The sequence below is a fragment of the Streptomyces avidinii genome (assembly GCF_045161815.1).
Lineage (GTDB): Bacteria > Actinomycetota > Actinomycetes > Streptomycetales > Streptomycetaceae > Streptomyces > Streptomyces avidinii.
In genome coordinates, this window is sequence record NZ_CP108863.1 from 4,999,653 (window position 1) to 5,017,854 (window position 18,202).

The 18,202-nt window shown below is 72.0% G+C and carries 17 protein-coding genes; 10 read left to right on the forward strand and 7 right to left on the reverse strand.

The window, feature by feature from the left end; all coding sequences use genetic code 11:
* Positions 1 to 142: 142 nt before the first annotated feature.
* The 3 genes from OG373_RS22465 to OG373_RS22475 all read right to left on the reverse strand — a co-directional run bounded on the left by OG373_RS22465 (position 143) and on the right by OG373_RS22475 (position 3,532).
* Positions 143 to 1,873: a transporter gene (locus OG373_RS22465; protein WP_405439917.1), complete on the reverse strand. Its 1,731-nt coding sequence runs from the start codon at positions 1,871 to 1,873 to the stop codon at positions 143 to 145.
* Positions 1,870 to 2,712: an ABC transporter ATP-binding protein gene (locus OG373_RS22470; RefSeq protein WP_397739322.1), complete on the reverse strand. Its 843-nt coding sequence runs from the start codon at positions 2,710 to 2,712 to the stop codon at positions 1,870 to 1,872. The genes OG373_RS22465 and OG373_RS22470 overlap by 4 nt, the downstream gene beginning before the upstream one ends.
* Positions 2,713 to 2,851: 139 nt before the next feature.
* On the reverse strand, positions 2,852 to 3,532 hold the full coding sequence (locus tag OG373_RS22475; RefSeq protein WP_405439918.1) for a bifunctional DNA primase/polymerase: 681 nt from the start codon (positions 3,530 to 3,532) through the stop codon (positions 2,852 to 2,854).
* A 222-nt stretch (positions 3,533 to 3,754) separates the two neighbouring features.
* Here OG373_RS22475 and OG373_RS22480 point away from each other — a divergent pair, with 222 nt between their 5' ends.
* The 3 genes from OG373_RS22480 (at position 3,755) to OG373_RS22490 (ending at position 7,016) form a co-directional block, all read left to right on the forward strand.
* Entirely contained in the window at positions 3,755 to 5,134 is a 1,380-nt protein-coding gene (locus tag OG373_RS22480) for a transcriptional regulator (RefSeq protein WP_405439919.1), read from the forward strand.
* 185 nt (positions 5,135 to 5,319) lie between these two features.
* Positions 5,320 to 6,567, forward strand: coding sequence for a hypothetical protein (locus tag OG373_RS22485; RefSeq protein WP_405439920.1), 1,248 nt, complete (start codon positions 5,320 to 5,322; stop codon positions 6,565 to 6,567).
* 92 nt (positions 6,568 to 6,659) lie between these two features.
* Positions 6,660 to 7,016, forward strand: coding sequence for a hypothetical protein (locus OG373_RS22490; RefSeq protein WP_405439921.1), 357 nt, complete (start codon positions 6,660 to 6,662; stop codon positions 7,014 to 7,016).
* Positions 7,017 to 7,065: 49 nt separating this feature from the next.
* On the opposite strand, the gene OG373_RS22495 is transcribed toward OG373_RS22490, so the two are convergent.
* Positions 7,066 to 8,355, reverse strand: a complete 1,290-nt coding sequence (locus tag OG373_RS22495) for an ABC transporter substrate-binding protein (protein WP_405439923.1) — start codon at positions 8,353 to 8,355, stop codon at positions 7,066 to 7,068.
* A gap of 208 nt (positions 8,356 to 8,563) precedes the next feature.
* Between OG373_RS22495 and OG373_RS22500 the strand changes: the two genes are divergently transcribed.
* Both OG373_RS22500 and purU read left to right on the forward strand, forming a co-directional pair.
* Positions 8,564 to 9,010, forward strand: a complete 447-nt coding sequence (locus OG373_RS22500) for an SCO4402 family protein (protein ID WP_189974460.1) — start codon at positions 8,564 to 8,566, stop codon at positions 9,008 to 9,010.
* Between the two features lie 14 nt (positions 9,011 to 9,024).
* On the forward strand, positions 9,025 to 9,903 hold the full coding sequence (purU, locus tag OG373_RS22505) for a formyltetrahydrofolate deformylase (protein ID WP_189974431.1): 879 nt from the start codon (positions 9,025 to 9,027) through the stop codon (positions 9,901 to 9,903).
* Between the two features lie 199 nt (positions 9,904 to 10,102).
* Here the strand turns inward: purU and OG373_RS22510 are convergent, their stop codons facing one another.
* Entirely contained in the window at positions 10,103 to 10,621 is a 519-nt protein-coding gene (locus OG373_RS22510) for an EF-hand domain-containing protein (protein ID WP_397739334.1), read from the reverse strand.
* A gap of 302 nt (positions 10,622 to 10,923) precedes the next feature.
* Here OG373_RS22510 and OG373_RS22515 point away from each other — a divergent pair, with 302 nt between their 5' ends.
* The 3 genes from OG373_RS22515 (at position 10,924) to OG373_RS22525 (ending at position 13,366) form a co-directional block, all read left to right on the forward strand.
* Complete coding sequence (locus tag OG373_RS22515) at positions 10,924 to 11,487, forward strand: sigma-70 family RNA polymerase sigma factor (RefSeq protein ID WP_033223709.1); 564 nt, start codon at positions 10,924 to 10,926, stop codon at positions 11,485 to 11,487.
* Positions 11,484 to 12,812: a maleylpyruvate isomerase N-terminal domain-containing protein gene (locus OG373_RS22520; protein WP_405439924.1), complete on the forward strand. Its 1,329-nt coding sequence runs from the start codon at positions 11,484 to 11,486 to the stop codon at positions 12,810 to 12,812. Before OG373_RS22515 ends, OG373_RS22520 begins: the two co-directional genes overlap by 4 nt.
* A gap of 188 nt (positions 12,813 to 13,000) precedes the next feature.
* On the forward strand, positions 13,001 to 13,366 hold the full coding sequence (locus OG373_RS22525; RefSeq protein WP_405439925.1) for a hypothetical protein: 366 nt from the start codon (positions 13,001 to 13,003) through the stop codon (positions 13,364 to 13,366).
* A 12-nt stretch (positions 13,367 to 13,378) separates the two neighbouring features.
* Here OG373_RS22525 and OG373_RS22530 read toward each other — a convergent pair whose 3' ends face one another.
* Positions 13,379 to 13,912 carry an NUDIX hydrolase gene (locus OG373_RS22530; RefSeq protein WP_405439927.1) on the reverse strand — a complete coding sequence of 178 codons (534 nt, stop codon included), beginning with the start codon at positions 13,910 to 13,912 and terminating at the stop codon, positions 13,379 to 13,381.
* A 177-nt stretch (positions 13,913 to 14,089) separates the two neighbouring features.
* Positions 14,090 to 15,703 (reverse strand): AMP-binding protein, encoded by a 1,614-nt coding sequence (locus OG373_RS22535; RefSeq protein WP_405439928.1) that lies wholly within the window; start codon positions 15,701 to 15,703, stop codon positions 14,090 to 14,092.
* A gap of 130 nt (positions 15,704 to 15,833) precedes the next feature.
* Here OG373_RS22535 and OG373_RS22540 point away from each other — a divergent pair, with 130 nt between their 5' ends.
* On the forward strand, positions 15,834 to 17,033 hold the full coding sequence (locus OG373_RS22540; protein ID WP_397739345.1) for an amidohydrolase family protein: 1,200 nt from the start codon (positions 15,834 to 15,836) through the stop codon (positions 17,031 to 17,033).
* Entirely contained in the window at positions 17,033 to 18,199 is a 1,167-nt protein-coding gene (locus OG373_RS22545; RefSeq protein WP_405439929.1) for an acyl-CoA dehydrogenase, read from the forward strand. The genes OG373_RS22540 and OG373_RS22545 overlap by 1 nt, the downstream gene beginning before the upstream one ends.
* Positions 18,200 to 18,202: the final 3 nt, after the last annotated feature.

Here is an 18,202-nt window from a genome sequence, read left to right on the forward strand (position 1 = left end):
CGGCCGCGCCGGTCCGGCCCACCGCCCACCGACACCAGTGGTCCCGCCCGGCGCCGGACCCACGAGAACGGGCCGGCCTCCTCTCCCGCAAGGGAAAGGAGGCCGGCCCGATCGGGTACGGCCGGTGGTCGGTGATCGGCGGTCAGCCCTTGCTGACCGCCGACAGGATCTCCGGCAGCTTGCGCGCCACCGTCGGGGCCGAGAGCCGCAGGCCCGCCCAGGTGGCCAGGGCGCCCCAGGCCACGCCCACCGGCAGCACGATCCAGGAGATGGCCCGGTGGTCGGCCGCGTTGAGCCAGATCGTCAGGGCGATGACCGGGGCGGAGATCACCGCCGAGACCAGCAGCCCGCCGAAGATGCCCGCCCAGGCGAGCCCGGCCTGCCCCGGGACGACGTTCTTGAAGGCGCCGTCCGACGGGATGGAGTACGGGAAGCGGGCGGAGGCCAGCGCCCCGGTGCAGAGCATCGAGCCCAGCAGGGCCAGGGACAGGCCCGTGGCTGCGGGGAAGGCCGACCAGTCGCCGATGACGGCGGCCGTGACCACGGTGACGAGGACCGTGAACGGGACGGTGACCAGGCCCAGTGCGACGGCCCGGGCGCGCAGCTCCACGTAGGCGTCACGCGTGTTCGAGATGGTCTGCGCGACCATCCAGAAGGCCGAGGTGTCCTGCCCGAACTGGTTGTACATCTGCATGCCGAGCATGCTCGCGCCGAAGCAGGCGAGGTAGACGGATCCCGTGCCCTGGAGGGCGTTGAAGACCGGGATGATCATGCCGATCGCCAGCGCGGTCACCCAGGCGGCCTTGGTCTTCGGGTCGCGGACGGCGTAGCGCAGGGTGCGCTGCACGGCCGCGCCCGTCCGGCCGGCGGGCAGCAGGGACCACACGCCGCCCGCGCCACGGTCCTTCGTCGGCCGGGCGGCTGCGATGGTCGAGCCGTCCGGGGTGACCATCAGCCGGGTCAGGCTCCGCTCCCAGAACCACAGGAGGGCGGTCACGGCGGCGACGGTCAGGGCCAGTTGGGCGGCCGCCACCCCGTACGCGCCCTCGCTCGCGGAGTCCACCATGCCGATGGCGGTCGCCGGCGGCAGCCAGCGCACCACGGCCTCGACGGGCTCCAGCGCGGCGAGGCCGCCCGCCTGGAACAGGCGCTGGCTGCCGAAGTTGACCAGCTGGCCGCCCACCGCGATCAGCAGACCGCTGAGGATCGCCAGGTCACGCCCCTTGCGGCTGCTCAGCAGCCGGACGTTGGCCGTGGCCACGGCCCGCGCGAGGGTCACGCAGCCGAGGACGAGCAGGGGCGCGGCCACCACCGCGGCCACCGCGCCGGCGGCGCCGCGCGCGACGGCCAGTACGGAGCCCACGGCCAGGCACAGCGTGAACAGCGGCCCGATGCCGACCAGCGAGGAGGCGAGCAGAGCCCGTACCAGCGGCCGCGGCCGCAGCGGCAGCATCACCAGCCGGCTCGGGTCGAGCGTCTCGTCCCCGGTGGGGAAGAACAGCGGCATGAAGGCCCAGCCGAGGGCCAGGAGCGCGGCCAGCAGGACGACGACGGTGCCCGCGTGGACGTTGCCGTGCAGCAGGGCCAGGCCGAGCGTCACGAAGAAGCCGACGACGAGGGCGAAGGCGAGCGACGAGAAGTAGGCGGCCTTGCGCTTCGACGAGCCCTTCAGGCCGTTGCGCAGAAGCGACAGCTTCAGGCGGACGAAGATCTGGGTCAGCGGGACGGCCGCGAGGGAAGAGGCCGCGGCGCTCCCGGCGCTCCCGGCGCTCCCGGCGCCCCCGGCGCCCCCGGCGACGCTTGCGGTGCTCGACGTGGAGGGTGTGGTCGCTATGGCGGCCGGATCGGCGGCCGGGCCGGCGGGCGAGGTCATCGCGATCCCGCCCCGGAGCCGCCGCCGAGCCACTCCAGCGAGTCCCCGGCCGCGTGGCGCCCGTGCGCTCCGACCAGTTCGAGGAAGGCGGCCTGCAGGGAGGGCGCGGAGCCCCGTACCTCGGCCAGCGGGCCCGCGGCGCGGATGCGTCCGGCGGCCATCACGGCCACCCAGTCGCACAGCGACTCGACGAGCTCCATCACGTGCGAGGAGAAGATGACGGTGGCGCCGGAAGCGGTGTAGCGCTCCAGCACCCCGCGGATGGTCTGCGCCGACACCGGGTCGACGCCCTCGAACGGCTCGTCCAGGAAGAGCACTTCGGGGTTGTGCAGCAGCGCCGCCGCCAGGCCGATCTTCTTGCGCATACCGGTCGAGTAGTCCACGACCAGCTTGTGCTGCGAACCCGCCAGGTCGAGGACCTCCAGCAGCTGCGTCGCCCGCTTGTCGGTCTCCTCGCCCGGCAGCCCGCGCATCCGGCCCATGTAGCCGAGCAGTTCGCGCCCCGACAGCCGCTCGAAGAGCCGCAGTCCCTCGGGCAGTACGCCGATCCGGGCCTTCACCTCGGTCGGGTCCGCCCACACGTCGTGCCCCGCGACGTGGACCCGTCCCATGTCCGGACGCAGCAGCCCGGTCACCATCGACAGCGTGGTCGTCTTGCCCGCGCCGTTGGGGCCCACCAGGCCGATGAACCGGCCCGCGGGCAGTTCCAGATCGATTCCGGCGACGGCCACCTGGTCGCCGAACCGCTTCCACAGACCTTCCACCCGCACGGCGGGCGGCGCGGACCGCGCGCCACCCGTTCCGTTCGTCCCACCCGTCGCATCGCCCTGGTCCGGCATGCGCCTGCCTCTCATTACGTCCCCGTTGGTCGTTCCTTCTTCACCATAGGAGGAGGGGGAGAGGCCTGAGCAGTTACTTATGTCATCAGTTTTCGCCCCGGATCGCAGGCCCGGCGGGGCGGGTTGTCACGTCGGTGCCTCAGTCCTGGCGCCGCTTCCGGTCCGCCGCGGCCTCGCTCCCGCAGGCGTACGCGAGCGCGTCGATCAGCTCCTCCGTGTCCGGCAGCCAGCGGTTCGCCGGCGTGGGCCGCCGCGCCCACTGGACCGAGCCGCGGCCGCCGAAGCGGGTGGGCGGCGCCGCCACGTACTCGCCCTCGCCGCGCGCGACCAGGTCGATCGTGGCCGGCGGCCAGCCCAGCTTGCGCACGAGGTCGGGCACCTTGACGCCGGCGCCCGGCAGGACGAAGAACAGCATCCGGTGGTCGGGCGTGAGGGTGACCGGGCCGAGGGTGCGCTCCATCCGCTCCAGGCGGGCCAGCGCGAGGAATCCGGCCGAGTCGGGCACGTCCAGCGCGTCGAAGGTCCGGCCGGTCGGCAGCAGGATCGAGGCCTGCGGGTGCTTCGCCCAGATCCGCCGGACCTGTACCGCGCTGCCGGTGGCCTGCGCCGCCCAGTCCTTCACCGCCGGGTGCGCGCCGGGCGCCGGGCAGTCCGCCGCCCCGCAGGAGCACACCTCGCGGCCGTCTGCGGGCTCCAACCAGGTGCCGGCGAAGACATCCCAGTGCCGTTCTTCCGCGTACCGCACGGCATGGTCCAGCAGCTGCTCGCCGCGCTGCTTGGGGATGGGTGCGGTCTCCGTGACTGTGATGGTCTCTTCCACGCCCATCACAACTGCCCGGGTCACCCGGGGTTACGGGCGTAAACCAAGGGGCGGGCGGAGCATCGATCCTGCATACGGGGCGCACTGATGCACGCGTGGGGGCGCGTAGGAGGCCGGGGCGCCGGAGTTGGGTAGCGACACGACGCAGAGCGGAAGATTCTCCGCACATCAGGCGGGAAGTGATCATTCCAACGGATCACCCGCGGTCAGCAGGGGGTTTTCATGGCAGCCAGGCCTCTCGTCGCCCGCCAGCCGAACGAACGGCTGCAGGCGCTCATCCAGGAAGCCGGGTGCTCCAACGCCGGGCTCGCCCGGCGCGTGAACATGTGCGGGGCCGAGCACGGCCTCGATCTCCGCTACGACAAGACCTCCGTGGCCCGGTGGCTGCGCGGCCAGCAGCCGCGCGGCCGGGCCCCCGGAATCATCGCCGAGGCGCTCGGGCGCAAGCTCGGCCGGACCGTCACCATCGACGAGATCGGCATGGCCAACGGGAAGAACCTCGCCTCCGGCGTCGGCCTGCAGTTCTCCCCGACCGTCATCGGCGCCATCGAGCAGGTCTGCGAGCTGTGGCGCAGCGACGTCGGCCGCCGCGACTTCCTCGCGGGCTCCAGCGTGGCCGCCTCCGCGCTCGTCGAGCCGAGCCGCGACTGGCTGATCACCGGGGCCGACACCCAGGTCGCCCGCAGCGGCGGCTCGCGGGTCGGCATGCCGGACGTCGAGGCGGTCCGGGCGACCACCGAGGCCCTCAAGGACCTCGACCACCGCTTCGGCAGCGGGCACGTCCGGCCGGTGGTCGTGCACTACCTCAACTCGGTGGTGTCCGGGCTGATCGGCGGCTCGTACCGGGAACCCGTCGGGCGGGCCCTGTTCGCGGCGGTGGCCCGGCTGACCGAGCTCGCCGGCTACATGGCGGTGGACACGGGCCAGCCCGGCCTGGCCCAGCGCTACTACATCCAGGCGCTGCGCCTCGCCCAGGCCGCGGGGGACCGGGCGTACGGGGGCTACGTGCTCGCGGCGTCCATGAGCCACCTCGCGGCCGAACTGGGCAACCCGCGGGAGATCGCGCAGCTGGCGCGGGCCGCCCAGGAGGGGACGCGGGGGCAGGTCACACCGCGGGTCGAGGCCATGTTCTACGCCGCCGAGGCGCGCGGGCACGCGCTGCTCGGGGACACCCGGGCGACGGCGGTGCTGTCCGGGCGGGCGGTGAGCGCGCTGGAGCGGGCGGAGCCTGAGTCGGACGACGACCCGGTGTGGATCCGCCACTTCGACACGGCGTACCTCGCGGACGAGCTGGCGCACTGCCACCGCGATCTGGGCCAGGCGGACGCGGCGGCCCGGCGGGCGGAGGAGGCGCTACGGGGTCTCCCGGCGGGCAAGGAGCGCCGCCGGGCCATCGGGCTGCTGCTGCTGGCGGCGGCGCAGGTGCAGCAGCGGGAGGTGGAACAGGCCTGCCAGACGGCGACGAAGGCGGCGGAGCTGCTGGAGGGGCTCCGCTCGAACCGGGGGGTGGAGTACCTGGACGACTTCCGGGCCCGGCTGGAGCCGTACCGGGAGGAGGCGGCGGTGCGGGAGTTCGCGGCGCGGCCGGAGGTGACGGCGTAGGCCTGCGGCCGGGGCGACGCCCCGGACCGCGCGCCCCGAACGCCGACGGGGCCGGACCGGGGGGACCGGGTGCACGGCGTGGGCCGGGTGGACCGGGTTCGGGGTGCTCTCACGGTGGCGGTGCGTGACGGGGTAGCGTGGCCCGACGGTTCCGTAGGGTCGGGCGAGTCGGAGAAGGAGTCCCGGTGACGCAGAGCGGACAAGGGGGCGCCCCCCAGCCGGGTGCCCCGTGGGGTCCGGACCCGGCGTCCGGATATCCGGCGTACCCGGAGCAGCCGCAGCCACCGCACCCCGGGGCCGCGTACGGGTACCCGCAGGCCTATCCCGCCCCGGAGGGCGAGCCCGGGCACGTGGTCGGGCCCGGCTACGAGGGTCCGGGGGCTCCGCACGGCTACGGCTACCCGCCGCTGCCCGAGGCCGCGACCCAGTACATCCCGCCCGTGCCGGCCGCCGCCGCGCACGAGGAGGCGGCGACGCAGTACATCCCGCCGGTGCCCGCGGCCCCCGCGCACGACGAGGCCGCGACCCAGTACATCCCGCCCGTGCCGGCCGTTCCCGCGCACGAGGAGGCGGCGACGCAGTACATACCGCCGGTTCCCGCCGTCGAGGGGTTCGACGGGCTCTTCCGCGGCGACGACGCCGCCGGGCAGACCCAGCACCTGCCGCCCGTCCAGGAGCCCGTGCTGCGGCAGCAGCCGCGGCGGCCCCAGCAGCCACGCCCGCCGCAGCCGCAACAACCGCAGTACCAGCAGCCGCCGCCTCAGCAGCAGTACGCCCCGCCCCCGCCGCCCCCGGAGCCCGCGCGCCGGGTCTCGCCCGCGATCATCGGCGCGGTGGTCATCGGCCTGGCCGTCGTCGGGCTCGGCGTCGGTTCGCTGCTCGCCGACGGCAAGCCGCAGAACAACGACCCCGGCGCGGTCGCCGGCACCCCGACCGCGAGCGGCGGCTCCGCGGCCCCCGGTGGCGAGGCTCCCGTGGACCCGGCCCGCCCGCAGGCCGTCCAGCTGGACAAGCTCCTCGCGGACAGCAACGACAGCCGGGCCGCGGTGATCAAGGCCGTGGAGGACATCAAGGGCTGCAACAACCTCGACCAGGCGGCCGCCGACCTGCGCGACGCGGCCCGCCAGCGCGAGGAGCTCGTCACCCGCCTCCAGGAGCTGAAGCTGGACCGGCTCCCGGACCACGCCAAGCTCTCCGCGTCCCTCACGAAGGCCTGGCAGTCCTCCGCGGACGCCGACAACAGCTACGCGGCCTGGGCGGACGACGTCGACGACGACAAGTGCAAGGACGGCAAGGCCAAGGCCACCAAGAACGCCGCCGACGGCAACAAGTCCAGCGGCGAGGCGACGAAGGCCAAGGAGTCCGCCGCGACCCTGTGGAACTCGATCGCGACCAAGTACGGCCTCACCAAGCGCGACAAGTCCCAGCTGTGACGAGGCGCGCCGTGTGGGGCCGGCTGTTCGGCGGTGGGGATCCGCGACCCGGCGGCTCCTCGGGGCAGGGCCCGGAGCCGGAGGGCGTGAGCATGGCGCAGATCACGGAGCCCCTGAGCCGGAACATGGCCGCGATCGACGGGGACTTCAGCATGGAGGGCATCCAGAGGCTGGGGAACCCCGTTCCGATGCTCGTCGAGAACGCCGGGACGGGGCTCCTGGAGCTGTGGCTGGAGCCCTTCGGGCAGGACTACTGGCTCCTGCCCGGCGAGAGCTTCATCGTGACCTCGTACGGGCACTGGAGCGACCGGCCCTTCGAGACGGCCCACGAGCCGGAGCGCATCCAGGTGTGGGCCGCCTCGTGCTTCGCCACCGTCACCTTCCCGGACGGCACCGAGGTTCCGGGGGGCCACCAGAGGCCCCGCGCGGAGTACTACGAAAAAGGCTGAACGGCGGCCGACGGGGTCCGGGCGGGGTCCGGACGGGACCGGACGGGGCTCAGGCCGTGCGCGGGGCCTGCTCCAGGGTCGGGGTCATGTCCAGGGACTGCTCGCCGGGCTGGGCCACGACCCGTCCGGCCTGCACGATCTGGAAGGTGACCTGGCCGTTGACGATGCGGGGGAAGCCGGCGACGGCGCGCATGTCCTGGTAGCGCCAGCTCAGGTCGGGGGTGAGGCCGCCGGTCCTGATCGGCTGGGCCTCGTTCAGCGACCGCTTGACCATGCGGGCGGTGACGGCCTCGTCCTCCTTGAGGCGCTTCAGCACCTCACCGAAGACGGTGTAGGCGATCCAGGTGGTCTGCGCGCCGCTGTCGTCGGGGTCGACGGTGTCGTCACCGAAGGCGAAGTCGGCGACCACCTTGCGCATGGGCTCCCAGACGGGGTCGGAGGAGACCGGGTACCAGCTGGTCAGGTACGCGCCCTCGAAGGGGCTCTCCTTGCCGCCCGTGCGGTCCACCAGGGACTGGCTGACACTGCCCAGCACGGAGGAGATCTGCGGCTTCTTGCGCTGGGCGTCGGTCCGGCGGAAGGCGTCGAAGAAGGTCTCGGTGCGCTCGCCGAGGACGGCGGTGACGCAGCCCTTCTCCTTCTCCTTCTCCTTGCCGGTGCCGCTGGTGTGCGTGAGGGCCTCGCGGGCCTGCGGTCCGAAGTCCGCGGAGTCCTCGGCGGCCCGGATGTCGGCGGCGTCGGCCATCTTGTTGGCCCGCAGTCCGGCGTTGAGCAGCACCGGCAGCGTGTCGCCCGCGATGGTGTCGGGCCGGACCAGTGCGACCTGGTCGCAGGCGCGTCCCAGCTGGTGGCCGGCGCCGGCGATCAGGACGGACTGGCCGCCGTTCACCGGGTAGGACAGGGGGGACTGGAACTCCTCGGAGGAGACTCCGTAGCCGCCGATGAAGGGGATGCCCTCCGCCTCCAGCGGGGCCATGAAGGCGCGCCCGTGCTGGCTGTAGGAGCCGACGACGGCGACGGCCTTCTCGGCGACGGCCTTGCGGGCGCAGTCGGCGGCGCCGGTGGGCGTGTTCTTCTCGTTGCAGGTCAGTACGCGCAGTTTGTAACCGTTGATCCCGCCCTTGGAGTTCACCCAGCGCTCATAGGCCTTGGCCATGCCGGTCATACCAGGCATGTTGGTCGCCTTGGTGTTTTCCGGGGCGAACGTCATGACGGTGATGGTCTTCCCGGAGCCCCCCGGGCCGCCGGGCAGGGCCCCGCACCCGGCGATGAGACATGCACCCATCACCGTGGCCACGAGGATGCGGGAGGGGGATGCGTCGCGCCGCGAGTCGGTCATGTCCACGCACCATTCCGCCCCACCGGTAACTGTCGAGTGAGATGCGCACAACATGCGGTGACGCCCAGGTGAATTGCGGGGGTGGGTGGGCGCGGGCGTTCCCCCGTGGGCGCCTGAAGATCGCCCCGAACAGGAACGTACGATCGAAAGCGTGACATTCGCCCAAGGTTCGAAGAACTCTTCCCGCCGCGGTGGCCGCTCCTCCACCATGGGCGGCATGCCCCTCAATGACATGCCGTGGTGGCGCTGGCGCGGCAACGTGCGCTCGGCGCTGCACATGCTTTCGGATCCGGTCTTCCACGAGGACACCTGGCTGACCGGCGACGAGGCGTACGGAGACGTCACCGACGCCGTGTACCGGCTCGTCGAGGACACCTGGCTCGACAGCTGGTCCGCCGAGAAGTACGTCGGCACGATCTTCCGCGACTCGCAGGAGGCGACCCTCGTCGACCTCGCCGTGCTGCGGGTGCTCCGCATCCTCCACCAGGTCGGGCCCGACGCACCCGTCTCCGCCTACCTGGAGCACCACGCGTGGCCCGAGGCGGTACGTGCCGCGCGCGAGGCGCACGTACGGCTGGCGGAGGCGGACGGGGACGACCCCGACGTGCGGCCCACCTCGCTCGATGTGCTGAGGATCCTGACCCGCGCGGTGTGAAAGGCTGTGCGGTCATGAGCGACCCGCACAACGAGGCCCAGGCCCAGCCCCAGTACGTCCTGACCATGTCCTGCCCCGACAAGCAGGGCATCGTGCATGCCGTGTCGAGTTACCTCTTCATGACCGGATGCAACATCGTGGACAGCCAGCAGTTCGGAGACCGGGAGACCGGGCTCTTCTTCATGCGGGTGCACTTCGAGGCCGAGCCCCCGGTGACGGTCGAGAAACTGCGCGCCAGCTTCGCCGCGATCGGCGACTCGTTCAAGATGGACTGGCAGATCCACCGCTCCGAGGAGCGCATGCGGATCATCCTCATGGTGTCCAAGTTCGGGCACTGCCTCAACGACCTGCTCTTCCGCTCGAGCATCGGCGCGCTGCCGGTCGAGATCGCGGCCGTGGTCTCCAACCACACCGACTTCGCCGAGCTGGTCGCCTCGTACGACATCCCGTTCGTGCACATCCCGGTGACGAAGGACACGAAGGCGGCGGCGGAGGAGCAGCTGCTGGAGCTCGTGCGCGCCGAGAACGTCGACCTGGTGGTGCTGGCGCGGTACATGCAGGTGCTGTCCGACAAGCTGTGCACGGAGCTGAGCGGGCGGATCATCAACATCCACCACTCGTTCCTGCCGAGCTTCAAGGGAGCGAAGCCGTATCACCAGGCGCACGCACGGGGCGTGAAGCTGATCGGCGCGACCGCGCACTACGTGACGGCGAACCTCGACGAGGGGCCGATCATCGAGCAGGAGGTCGAGCGGGTCGGGCACGAGGTGACGCCCGACCAGCTGGTGGCGATCGGGCGGGACGTGGAGTGCCAGGCGCTCGCGCGGGCGGTGAAGTGGCACAGCGAGCACCGCGTGCTGCTGAACGGCGCCCGCACGGTGGTCTTCGCGTAGCCGCCCCACCATCCAGCCCCGGGGGCCGCGCAACTCCGGAATGGCCGCAGCATCCAGCCTCGCCGGCGTTTGAGGCGCGGGTCCGGGGGCGCCGCCCCGGACCCCGCGCCTCAAACGCCGGCGAGGCTGAATTGGCGCGGCCATGCCGGAAGGACGCGGCGCCGGCGAGGCCGTACGGTACGGCCTGGCCGGGTTCGCGTTACGCGTCCGGGGCTTCCACGCCGCAGTAGCCCGCGAAGGCCGACAGGATCTCCTCCTCCGAGATGCGGCCGTCGCCGTCGGCGTCCAGGGCCTGCGCCACCTGCGTGGCCAGCTCCGGGGCCGTGCCCAGGACGCGCAGGACCCGGGCCGCGTTCGGTGGGGTCGCGCCCGCGCCGTCCTCGTCCGCCACGGCGATCACGGCCCGCAGGAACGGCCGCGCGATCTCCGCGAACCGCTGCGGGTTGTCGCGCAGCCGCTTCGCCGCCCCGGTGATGAACTCCTCCCGGGAGACCCGCTGGTCCCCGTCGACGTCCGCGATGCCCGCCATGCCCTGCCAGAAGGCCTCGGCGCCCGCGAAGACGGCCTGGCCCTTGTCCGACCGGGCGGTGGTGCCGAATTCGGCCAGGACGGCCTTCGCGGCCGCGCTGAAGTCCTCCCGGTCGATGTAGCCGGACCCGTCCTGGTCGAAGGTGGCGAATCGGGCGGCGATCTTGCGCTCGTATTCTGCGCTTTCCATATTCGGCGTTCCGCCTTCACGTGTGCAGTGGGGTTCAGATCAAGACAAGGCAGGAGCGTAAGGCCTACGTGGCCAGCGCGTTAAGCGAAGCGGTCAAGGAGGCGTGCGCATCGAACCCGCGCACGGGGAGCGCGGTGGGGCGCGTACACCTGTCCCCATGTGCCCTCGGCCGTAGCACCGTTCACACCCTGCCACGGCCTTATCACGCAGGGCGCACTTCCAGGGTGAGGTTCTCCCAAAACAGGCGCGATCCGCCATGTGCCCCGTACATTCGATGCGTCGACACACGGCTGGGGGCATTCATGCCGAAGGACGCACCACCGCGCTGGGACCGCCGCATGCAGCAGCGGCTCGCCCGTGGCGAGGCCGCCGCGCTCGGGGAACTGTACGACCGCTTCGCCTCGCTCGTGCACAGCCTGGCGCACCGGGTGCTGGGCGACGAGAAGGCGGCGGACCGGATCACCCGCGAGGTCTTCGGCTACATCTGGGAGAACCCGGACGCCTACGACCCCAAGCAGGGCTCCATGCGCTCCTGGGTCGCCCGGATCACCCAGGGCCAGGCGGTGGCCCGGCTGCGCCAGGCCGAACTGGGCCGCGGCTCGCGCGAGGAGCTGGAGCAGAAGGTGCGCAGTGCCAACGCGGCCGCACGCGCCGACTACATCGTCACCTCGATGCCCGCGCCCCTGCGCGCCGCGCTGGAACTCGCGTACTTCAAGCGGCGCGACTACCGGCAGGCCGCCGCCGACCTGCAGATCAGCGAGGACGAGGCGCGGCGCAGGCTGCGGCTCGGGCTCCAGTTGCTGTCGACCGCCAACACCCTCCCGCAGGAGGAGACCGCCCGGTCCGGATATGGAACGCCTCGATGAACGGCCCTCCCCAGTCGCCCGATGACGGATACGCGCGTCCCGGCGGCCAGGCGCGGATACCGGGTCCGCGCGGAGCCGCCGACGATCTCGATCCGGGCCACGCGCCGCAGTCGCTGCCGCTGCCGGGGTCACCGGCGTCGCCGCCCGCGGCGCTGCCGGACCCGGCCCCGATGCGTGACCCGATGGGCGAATCGATGCCCGAGCCGGTGCTCGATCCGTCGCCGCCGCCCTCGCACGCCGTGCTGAAGTCCCTGCTCGGGGCATGGGCACTGGCAGCCTGCTCGGCCGAGGAGACCCAGGCGGTGGAGGACCACCTCACCGAATGCGCGCCCTGCGCGGAGGAGGCGCTGCGGCTGCGCGACGCCGTCGGGCTGCTGCATCCGGAGGAGAACCTCGACCTGAAGCCGCTGCTGCGCTCGCGCGTCCTGGAGGACTGCCTGGGCAAGCGGCCGGCCCGTATTCCGGTGCCGGTGTGGGCGAGTCCGTACGACACCGAGACCGCGCGGCTCGACGCGTTGCTGCAGGACTTCGGGGACTCGGAGTGGCACACCCCGGTGCGGCTCAAATGGTTCGAGGAGGAGCGGCGCCGGTCGCAGCGGACCACGGTGGCAGGGGTGATCGGTCATCTGCTGACGGTGGACGGGCTGATCGCCTCGGCGCTGGGGCTGGACGACCCGCTGGGTCCGGACGCGCCGAAGGGCGGTCCGACCGTGCGGACGGAACACTTCTGGGGCGCGTCGGCGAACCCGGTCACCCGGCAGGTCCGCGACCCGTGGCGGGAACAGGGCCACACGCTGGTGCGCACGGTCTCCTTCGCCGGCCGGGGAGTCGCCGAGCTGGCCGTGGACTACGGCGGCTTCGCCCTGCCGCTGGGGGACGCGTTCCTGGAACGGGCCTTCGAGTGCTGGGTGCACGCGTGGGACATCGCGGAGGCGGTGGACTACCCGTACGAGCCGCCGTCCGGGCCGCACCTGCACGGGATGATCGACCTGGCGGCGCGGCTCCTGCCGGGCGCGCTGGCACAGCGCAGGCGTGCGGGTCTGGCGGCCCCGCCGCGGGGCCTGGTCGCGGCGGGCGCGCCCGGACGGACCCTGCACCTGGAGATCGAGGGCGCGGGTGGCGGCGGCTGGGACATCGCGCTGGACTCGCCCGGAGCGAAGCCGTCGCCGGAACGGACGGTCGCGGAGATCGCCCTGGACGGCATCGAGTTCTGCCAGCTGGCCGCGGGCCACATCTCCCCGGAGGAGGCGGCGGTGGGCCAGCACGGGGACCGCGAGGCGATCCGCGACGTCCTGTTCGCGGCGGCGTCACTGAGCAGGTTGTAGGGGCGGGGGTGGGGGCGGGTGCGGGTGCGGGGTACGGGTCCTGCGCACGCGGGGCCTTCATCCCCTCGGCACGCCGCCTGCGGGCGGGGTCCACTGGGGCGGTGGTCAGCCTTGAGTCGTGACCGCCGTGTAGCGGAGCTGGGGGCGGAGATCGCCACGCTGAGCACGCTGGGACGAGAGGGGTAGGCATGTCGCAGACCGAGGGTGCACGACTGTTCCGGGAGGCCTGGATCGCAGGAGTGAGTCAGCACTTCCCCGGGGAGCCGAAGGCCGGCTACGTCACGCCGTGGGAGGACACCCCGCAGTGGGAGCGTGAGGCCGCCGGCTCGGTCTACGACCAAGTCCGTCAGTTCATCGAGATCAGCGGCGGTCGCACGGCGAGGCTCTCCCGCCAGCAGAAGAGCCGCTTCGTCGCCACGTGCTGGACGGCCCAGATGTTCAAGCACTTCGAAGATCCGAAGCCGGGCTACGTGGCCGACTGGGCCGATCTGCCGTCGTGGCAACAGGAGACCGACGCCGACATCTTCGAAGCCATCGAAAAGGCCGTCGGCTGACCGTTGCGCGGATCAGCGAACCCCTTCGTCCATCAGGACGTAGAGGAGGCCGACCAGGGAGCCGCTGCTGACGATCTCGCGGCGGTCGATCATGCCCCGGATGTTCGCCAGCGGGATCCATTCGACGCGATCCGACTCGTTCTTCTCGGTCGGCGGTCCGTTGTACGTCGCACCGTCCGCGCGGAACAGGTGGTGCTGGGAGTCGGTGATGCCGTTCGCCGGCTCGGCGTAGATCAGCGGCTTCATCGGGCCCGGACGCCAGCCGGTCTCTTCGAGGACTTCACGTGCGGCAGCCTCGCCGGGGGTCTCGTCCGCTTCCACCAGGCCCATGGGCAGCTCCCAGGCCCAGGCGTCCGTGATGAAGCGGTGGCGCCACATCATCAGGACCTCTTGGCGGTCGTTGAGCACGGCGGCCACGGCCAGGTGGCGGAGCTTGACGACGTGGTGTTCCCAGCGGTGGCCGTCCGGCGTTTCGATGTCGGTGAGCCACAGGTTCACCCACTTGTTTTCGTAGATCGGACGTTCCCCGTGGATCTTCCACTGCATCGCTGCGGCCCCTCTCGATCGGCCTCCAGCATTACAGAGCCTCGCTGAACAGCAGTCCGGTTCAGGCAAATTCACGTCACAGTGACGAATATGAGCGTAGCGAGGGAACACGCCCCCCGGCCGGGAAGCCGTCGCTCCTCCACGGCCGCCTTGGCCCACACACCTCGCCGTGCGCGCTCACGCGTACCGCTCCCGGAGTTTGTACTTCAGGACCTTGCGCAGGGTCTCGTTGCGGGGGAGGGACTCCAGGAGTTCCAGTTGTTCCGGGAGTTTGTGGGTGGCCAGGCCCTCCGTGCGGAGGTAGGCCGTCAGTTGGGGGAGGGTCAGGGGGGCGGCTCCCGGGGGTTGTTCCACCACCGCGCAGACGCGTTCGCCGCGGGTGGGGTCCGGCAGGCCGATGATCGCCACGTCCGCGACGGCCGGGAGGCGGTGGAGGAGGTCCTCGATCTCCTTCGCCGAGATGTTCTCGCCCTTGCGGATGATGACGTCCTTGCTGCGGCCGGTGAGGACCAGGTAGCCGTCCTGGGTCAGGTGGCCGAGGTCGCCCGTGATCAGGTAGCCGTCGGCGTCGAAGACCTCGGCCGACGCGTCCCGGTTCAGGTAGCCCCGGCAGACGGCCTCGCCGCGGAGCCGGACCTCGCCGTCCGAGTGCGGGGGCAGCGGGGTGCCGTCGGTGGCGGTGATGCGGATGGACATGCCCGCCGGGGGGCGGCCCTCGGTGGTGGCGAGGTTCTTGGCGGTGTCGTCCGGTGCGCCCATGGTGATCATCGGGACCTCGGTCATGCCGTAGCCGTGGGTGAGCTGGCAGCCCAGTTCCCGTACGACCGCGTGGTAGATCTCCGGCGGTTTGGGGGCGCCGCCGCCCGCGAGGAGGCGGAGGGTGGGGATGAGGGGGACGTCCGGGGCCTTGCGCTGCTCGGTCAGGAACATGGAGTAGAAGGCGGTCGATCCGCCGGCCACGGTGACCCCGTGGCGGCGGTAGCCGTCCAGTGCGTCCGGCATCGCGAACTTCTCGAAGAGCACCGCGGGGAAGCCGTACAGGAGCAGCATCACCAGGTAGTCCGGGCCGCCTATGTGCGCGTACGGGAAGGCCATCGAGCCGACGTCGGCCGGGCCCAGGCGCAGGGCGTGGGCGAGGCAGGAGCCGCCCGCGATCAGGGAGCGGTCGGTGTGCAGGACGCCCTTGGGGTCGGAGGTGGTGCCGGAGGTCCAGTAGATCCACCGGACGTCGGTGCCGGAGGCGGGCGGCGGGGGGAGTGCGGCCGGGTCGCCGTCGGGGAGGGAGGCGTAGGCCTCGAAGACGCCGCGGGCGCCGAGTCGCCGGGCCATGGCCGTGTGGTCGAAGCCGCGCCAGTTTCCGGGTACGGCGAAGTACTCGGCCTTGGCCTCGCGCAGGGCGAAGCCGACCTCGCGGTCCCGGTAGAAGGGGATGACGGGGGTCTGGACGGCGCCGATCCGGGCGAGGGCGGCGGAGAGCAGCACCGTTTCGATGCGGGTGGGGAGCTGCCAGGCGACGACGGTGCCGGGGCGGACCCCCATGTCGTGGAGGCCGGCGGCGACGCGTTCGGAGCGGTCGCGCAGCTCGCCGAAGGTGAGCCGGCGGTCCTCGGCGGGGTCCCCGGCAGGGGCGTCGGCAGGGTCCTCGGCGGGGCCGTCGGCGCGATCCTCGGCGCGGTCCTCGGCCGCCTCGATCAGGACGGGGGTGTCCGGGGTGAGTGCGGCCCGGCGGGTGATCAGTTCCCACAGGGTTCGGGACCGGCTCAGTTCTGTCGCGGTCGCGGTGTCCGTCATCCCAGACCTCCCCATAGCTGACGGATAGTCAGATCAAGCGCAGAGCGTAGAGCGCGCACGCTTGTCGGTCCAGGGGTGGCGGGGCTAGCTTGTTTCTGACGATCCATCAGATCGGTGAATTGGGGAGACCATGGAACTGCCTCGGATCATCAGCGTCGACGACCACGTGATCGAGCCCGCGCACCTGTTCGACGTCTGGCTGCCCGCCAAGTACCGCGACCGCGGCCCCAAGGCGCTCACCGCCGGCATCGGCGAACTCGCCTACACCGGTGGCAAGTACGTCATCACCATGGACCCCGACGGCCCGCCGACCGACTGGTGGATCTACGAGGACCTGAAGTTCCCGTACAAGCGCAACATCGCCGCCGTCGGCTTCGACCGCGACGACATGACCCTGGAGGGCATCACCCGCGAGGAGATGCGCCGCGGCTGCTGGGATCCCAAGGCGCGCCTCGCCGACATGGACCTCAACCACGTCGAGGCCTCGCTGTGCTTCCCGACGTTCCCGCGCTTCTGCGGGCAGACCTTCGCCGAGGCCCACGACAAGGAGGTCGCCCTCGCCTGCGTGCGCGCCTACAACGACTGGATGGTCGAGGAGTGGTGCGGCGACAGCGGCGGCCGGCTGATCCCGCTGTGCATCATCCCGCTCTGGGACATCGACCTCGCCGTCGCCGAGATCCGGCGCAACGCGGCCCGCGGCGTGAAGGCCGTGACCTTCTCCGAGATCCCCACCTACCTCGGGCTGCCCTCGATCCACTCCGGGTACTGGGACCCCTTCTTCGCCGTCTGCCAGGAGACCGGCACGGTGGTCAACATGCACATCGGGTCCAGCTCCCAGATGCCCGCCGCCTCCCCCGACGCGCCGCCCGCCGTCCAGGCCTCGCTCAGCTTCAACAACGCGATGGCCTCGATGATGGACTTCCTCTTCAGCGGCGTCCTGGTGAAGTTCCCGACGCTGAAGCTCGCCTACAGCGAGGGCCAGATGGGCTGGATCCCCTACGCCCTGGAGCGGGCCGACGACGTCTGGGAGGAGCACCGGGCCTGGGGCGGGGTCCGCGACCTGATCCCCGAGCCGCCGTCCACGTACTACTACCGGCAGATGTTCTGCTGCTTCTTCCGCGACAAGCACGGGATCGCCTCGCTCGACGTCGTCGGACGCGACAACGCCACCTTCGAGACCGACTACCCCCACGTGGACTCGACCTTCCCGCACACCAAGGAGGTCGCCCTCGACCACGTGAAGGGTCTGGACGACGAGACGGTCTACAAGCTGATGCGCGGCAACGCCATCCGCATGCTCGGCCTCGACCTGGACAAGAGCCGCCGCTGATGGACCTGACCTACACCGAGGAGGAGCAGGACTTCCGGGCCCGGCTGCGCGCCTGGCTCGCCAAGGTGCTCCCCGAGCTGCCCGCCAAGCCGTCCCCCGACGACTGGCCGGGCCGGCGCGCCTATGACCTCGGCTGGCAGCGCAGGCTGTACGAGGCCGGGTACGCGGGCCTGCACTGGCCCGTGGACGCGGGAGGCCGCGGGGCCACCCCGACCCAGCACCTGATCTTCCTGGAGGAGACCGAGCGCGCCGGGGCCCCGTACGTCGGCGCGAACTTCGTCGGGCTGCTGCACGCCGGTCCGACGATCGCCGCCGAGGGCACCGCGGAGCAGCGGGCGCGCTGGCTGCCGCCCGTCCTGCGGGGCGACGAGGTGTGGTGCCAGGGCTTCAGCGAGCCGGGCGCCGGTTCCGACCTGGCCTCCCTGCGCACCCGGGCCGTGCGCGACGGCAATGACTACGTGATCACCGGGTCGAAGATCTGGACCTCGCACGCGGAGGTCGCCGACTGGTGCGAGCTGCTGGTGCGGACGGAACCGGTCGGCGCCGGCGTCCCCAAGCACCGGGGGATCTCCTGGCTGGCCATGCGGATGGACGCGCCGGGAGTGACGGTACGGCCGCTGCGCACGCTCGCCGGGTCGGCGGAGTTCGCGGAGATGTTCCTCGACGAGGTGCGGGTCCCGGTGGCCGACCGGGTCGGCGCGGAGAACGACGGCTGGCGCGTCACCATGGTCACGCTGTCCTTCGAGCGCGGCACCGCCTTCGTCGGCGAGGTCGTCGCCTGCCGCCGCACCCTGGGGGAACTGGCCCGGGCGGCGAAGGCCAACGGCCGGTGGGACGACCCGGTGCTGCGGCGCAGGCTGGGCCGGCTGTACGGGGAGTTCGGCGCGCTGTGGCGGCTCACCCAGTGGAACGTGAGCGAGGCCGGGCGGTCGGCGGGCGGTGTCCCGGGCATCGGTGGTTCCGTCTTCAAACTCGCCTACTCGCACGCGCGCCAGGAGCTCTACGACACGGCGGCGGAGGTGCTCGGGGCGGCGTCCCTGTCCCTGGAGGAGGAATGGATGCCGGACCGGCTCTCGTCCCTCTCCTACACGATCGCCGCGGGCACCTCGCAGATCCAGCACAACATCGTCGCCGAGCGGATCCTCGGCCTTCCGAAGGGCCGGTGAGGG

Bases quoted from the DNA above. Each gene is read 5' to 3' on its own strand.
- OG373_RS22480 (WP_405439919.1), top strand. From the start codon at position 3,755: ATGGCAGCCAGGCCTCTCGTCGCCCGCCAGCCGAACGAACGGCTGCAG.
- OG373_RS22495 (WP_405439923.1), bottom strand. From the start codon at position 8,355: ATGACCGACTCGCGGCGCGACGCATCCCCCTCCCGCATCCTCGTGGCC.
- OG373_RS22515 (WP_033223709.1), top strand. From the start codon at position 10,924: ATGCCGAAGGACGCACCACCGCGCTGGGACCGCCGCATGCAGCAGCGG.
- OG373_RS22470 (WP_397739322.1), bottom strand. From the start codon at position 2,712: ATGCCGGACCAGGGCGATGCGACGGGTGGGACGAACGGAACGGGTGGC.
- OG373_RS22510 (WP_397739334.1), bottom strand. From the start codon at position 10,621: ATGGAAAGCGCAGAATACGAGCGCAAGATCGCCGCCCGATTCGCCACC.
- OG373_RS22525 (WP_405439925.1), top strand. From the start codon at position 13,001: ATGTCGCAGACCGAGGGTGCACGACTGTTCCGGGAGGCCTGGATCGCA.
- OG373_RS22490 (WP_405439921.1), top strand. From the start codon at position 6,660: ATGGCGCAGATCACGGAGCCCCTGAGCCGGAACATGGCCGCGATCGAC.
- OG373_RS22535 (WP_405439928.1), bottom strand. From the start codon at position 15,703: ATGACGGACACCGCGACCGCGACAGAACTGAGCCGGTCCCGAACCCTG.
- OG373_RS22530 (WP_405439927.1), bottom strand. From the start codon at position 13,912: ATGCAGTGGAAGATCCACGGGGAACGTCCGATCTACGAAAACAAGTGG.
- OG373_RS22520 (WP_405439924.1), top strand. From the start codon at position 11,484: ATGAACGGCCCTCCCCAGTCGCCCGATGACGGATACGCGCGTCCCGGC.
- OG373_RS22540 (WP_397739345.1), top strand. From the start codon at position 15,834: ATGGAACTGCCTCGGATCATCAGCGTCGACGACCACGTGATCGAGCCC.
- OG373_RS22465 (WP_405439917.1), bottom strand. From the start codon at position 1,873: ATGACCTCGCCCGCCGGCCCGGCCGCCGATCCGGCCGCCATAGCGACC.
- purU (WP_189974431.1), top strand. From the start codon at position 9,025: ATGAGCGACCCGCACAACGAGGCCCAGGCCCAGCCCCAGTACGTCCTG.
- OG373_RS22500 (WP_189974460.1), top strand. From the start codon at position 8,564: ATGGGCGGCATGCCCCTCAATGACATGCCGTGGTGGCGCTGGCGCGGC.
- OG373_RS22545 (WP_405439929.1), top strand. From the start codon at position 17,033: ATGGACCTGACCTACACCGAGGAGGAGCAGGACTTCCGGGCCCGGCTG.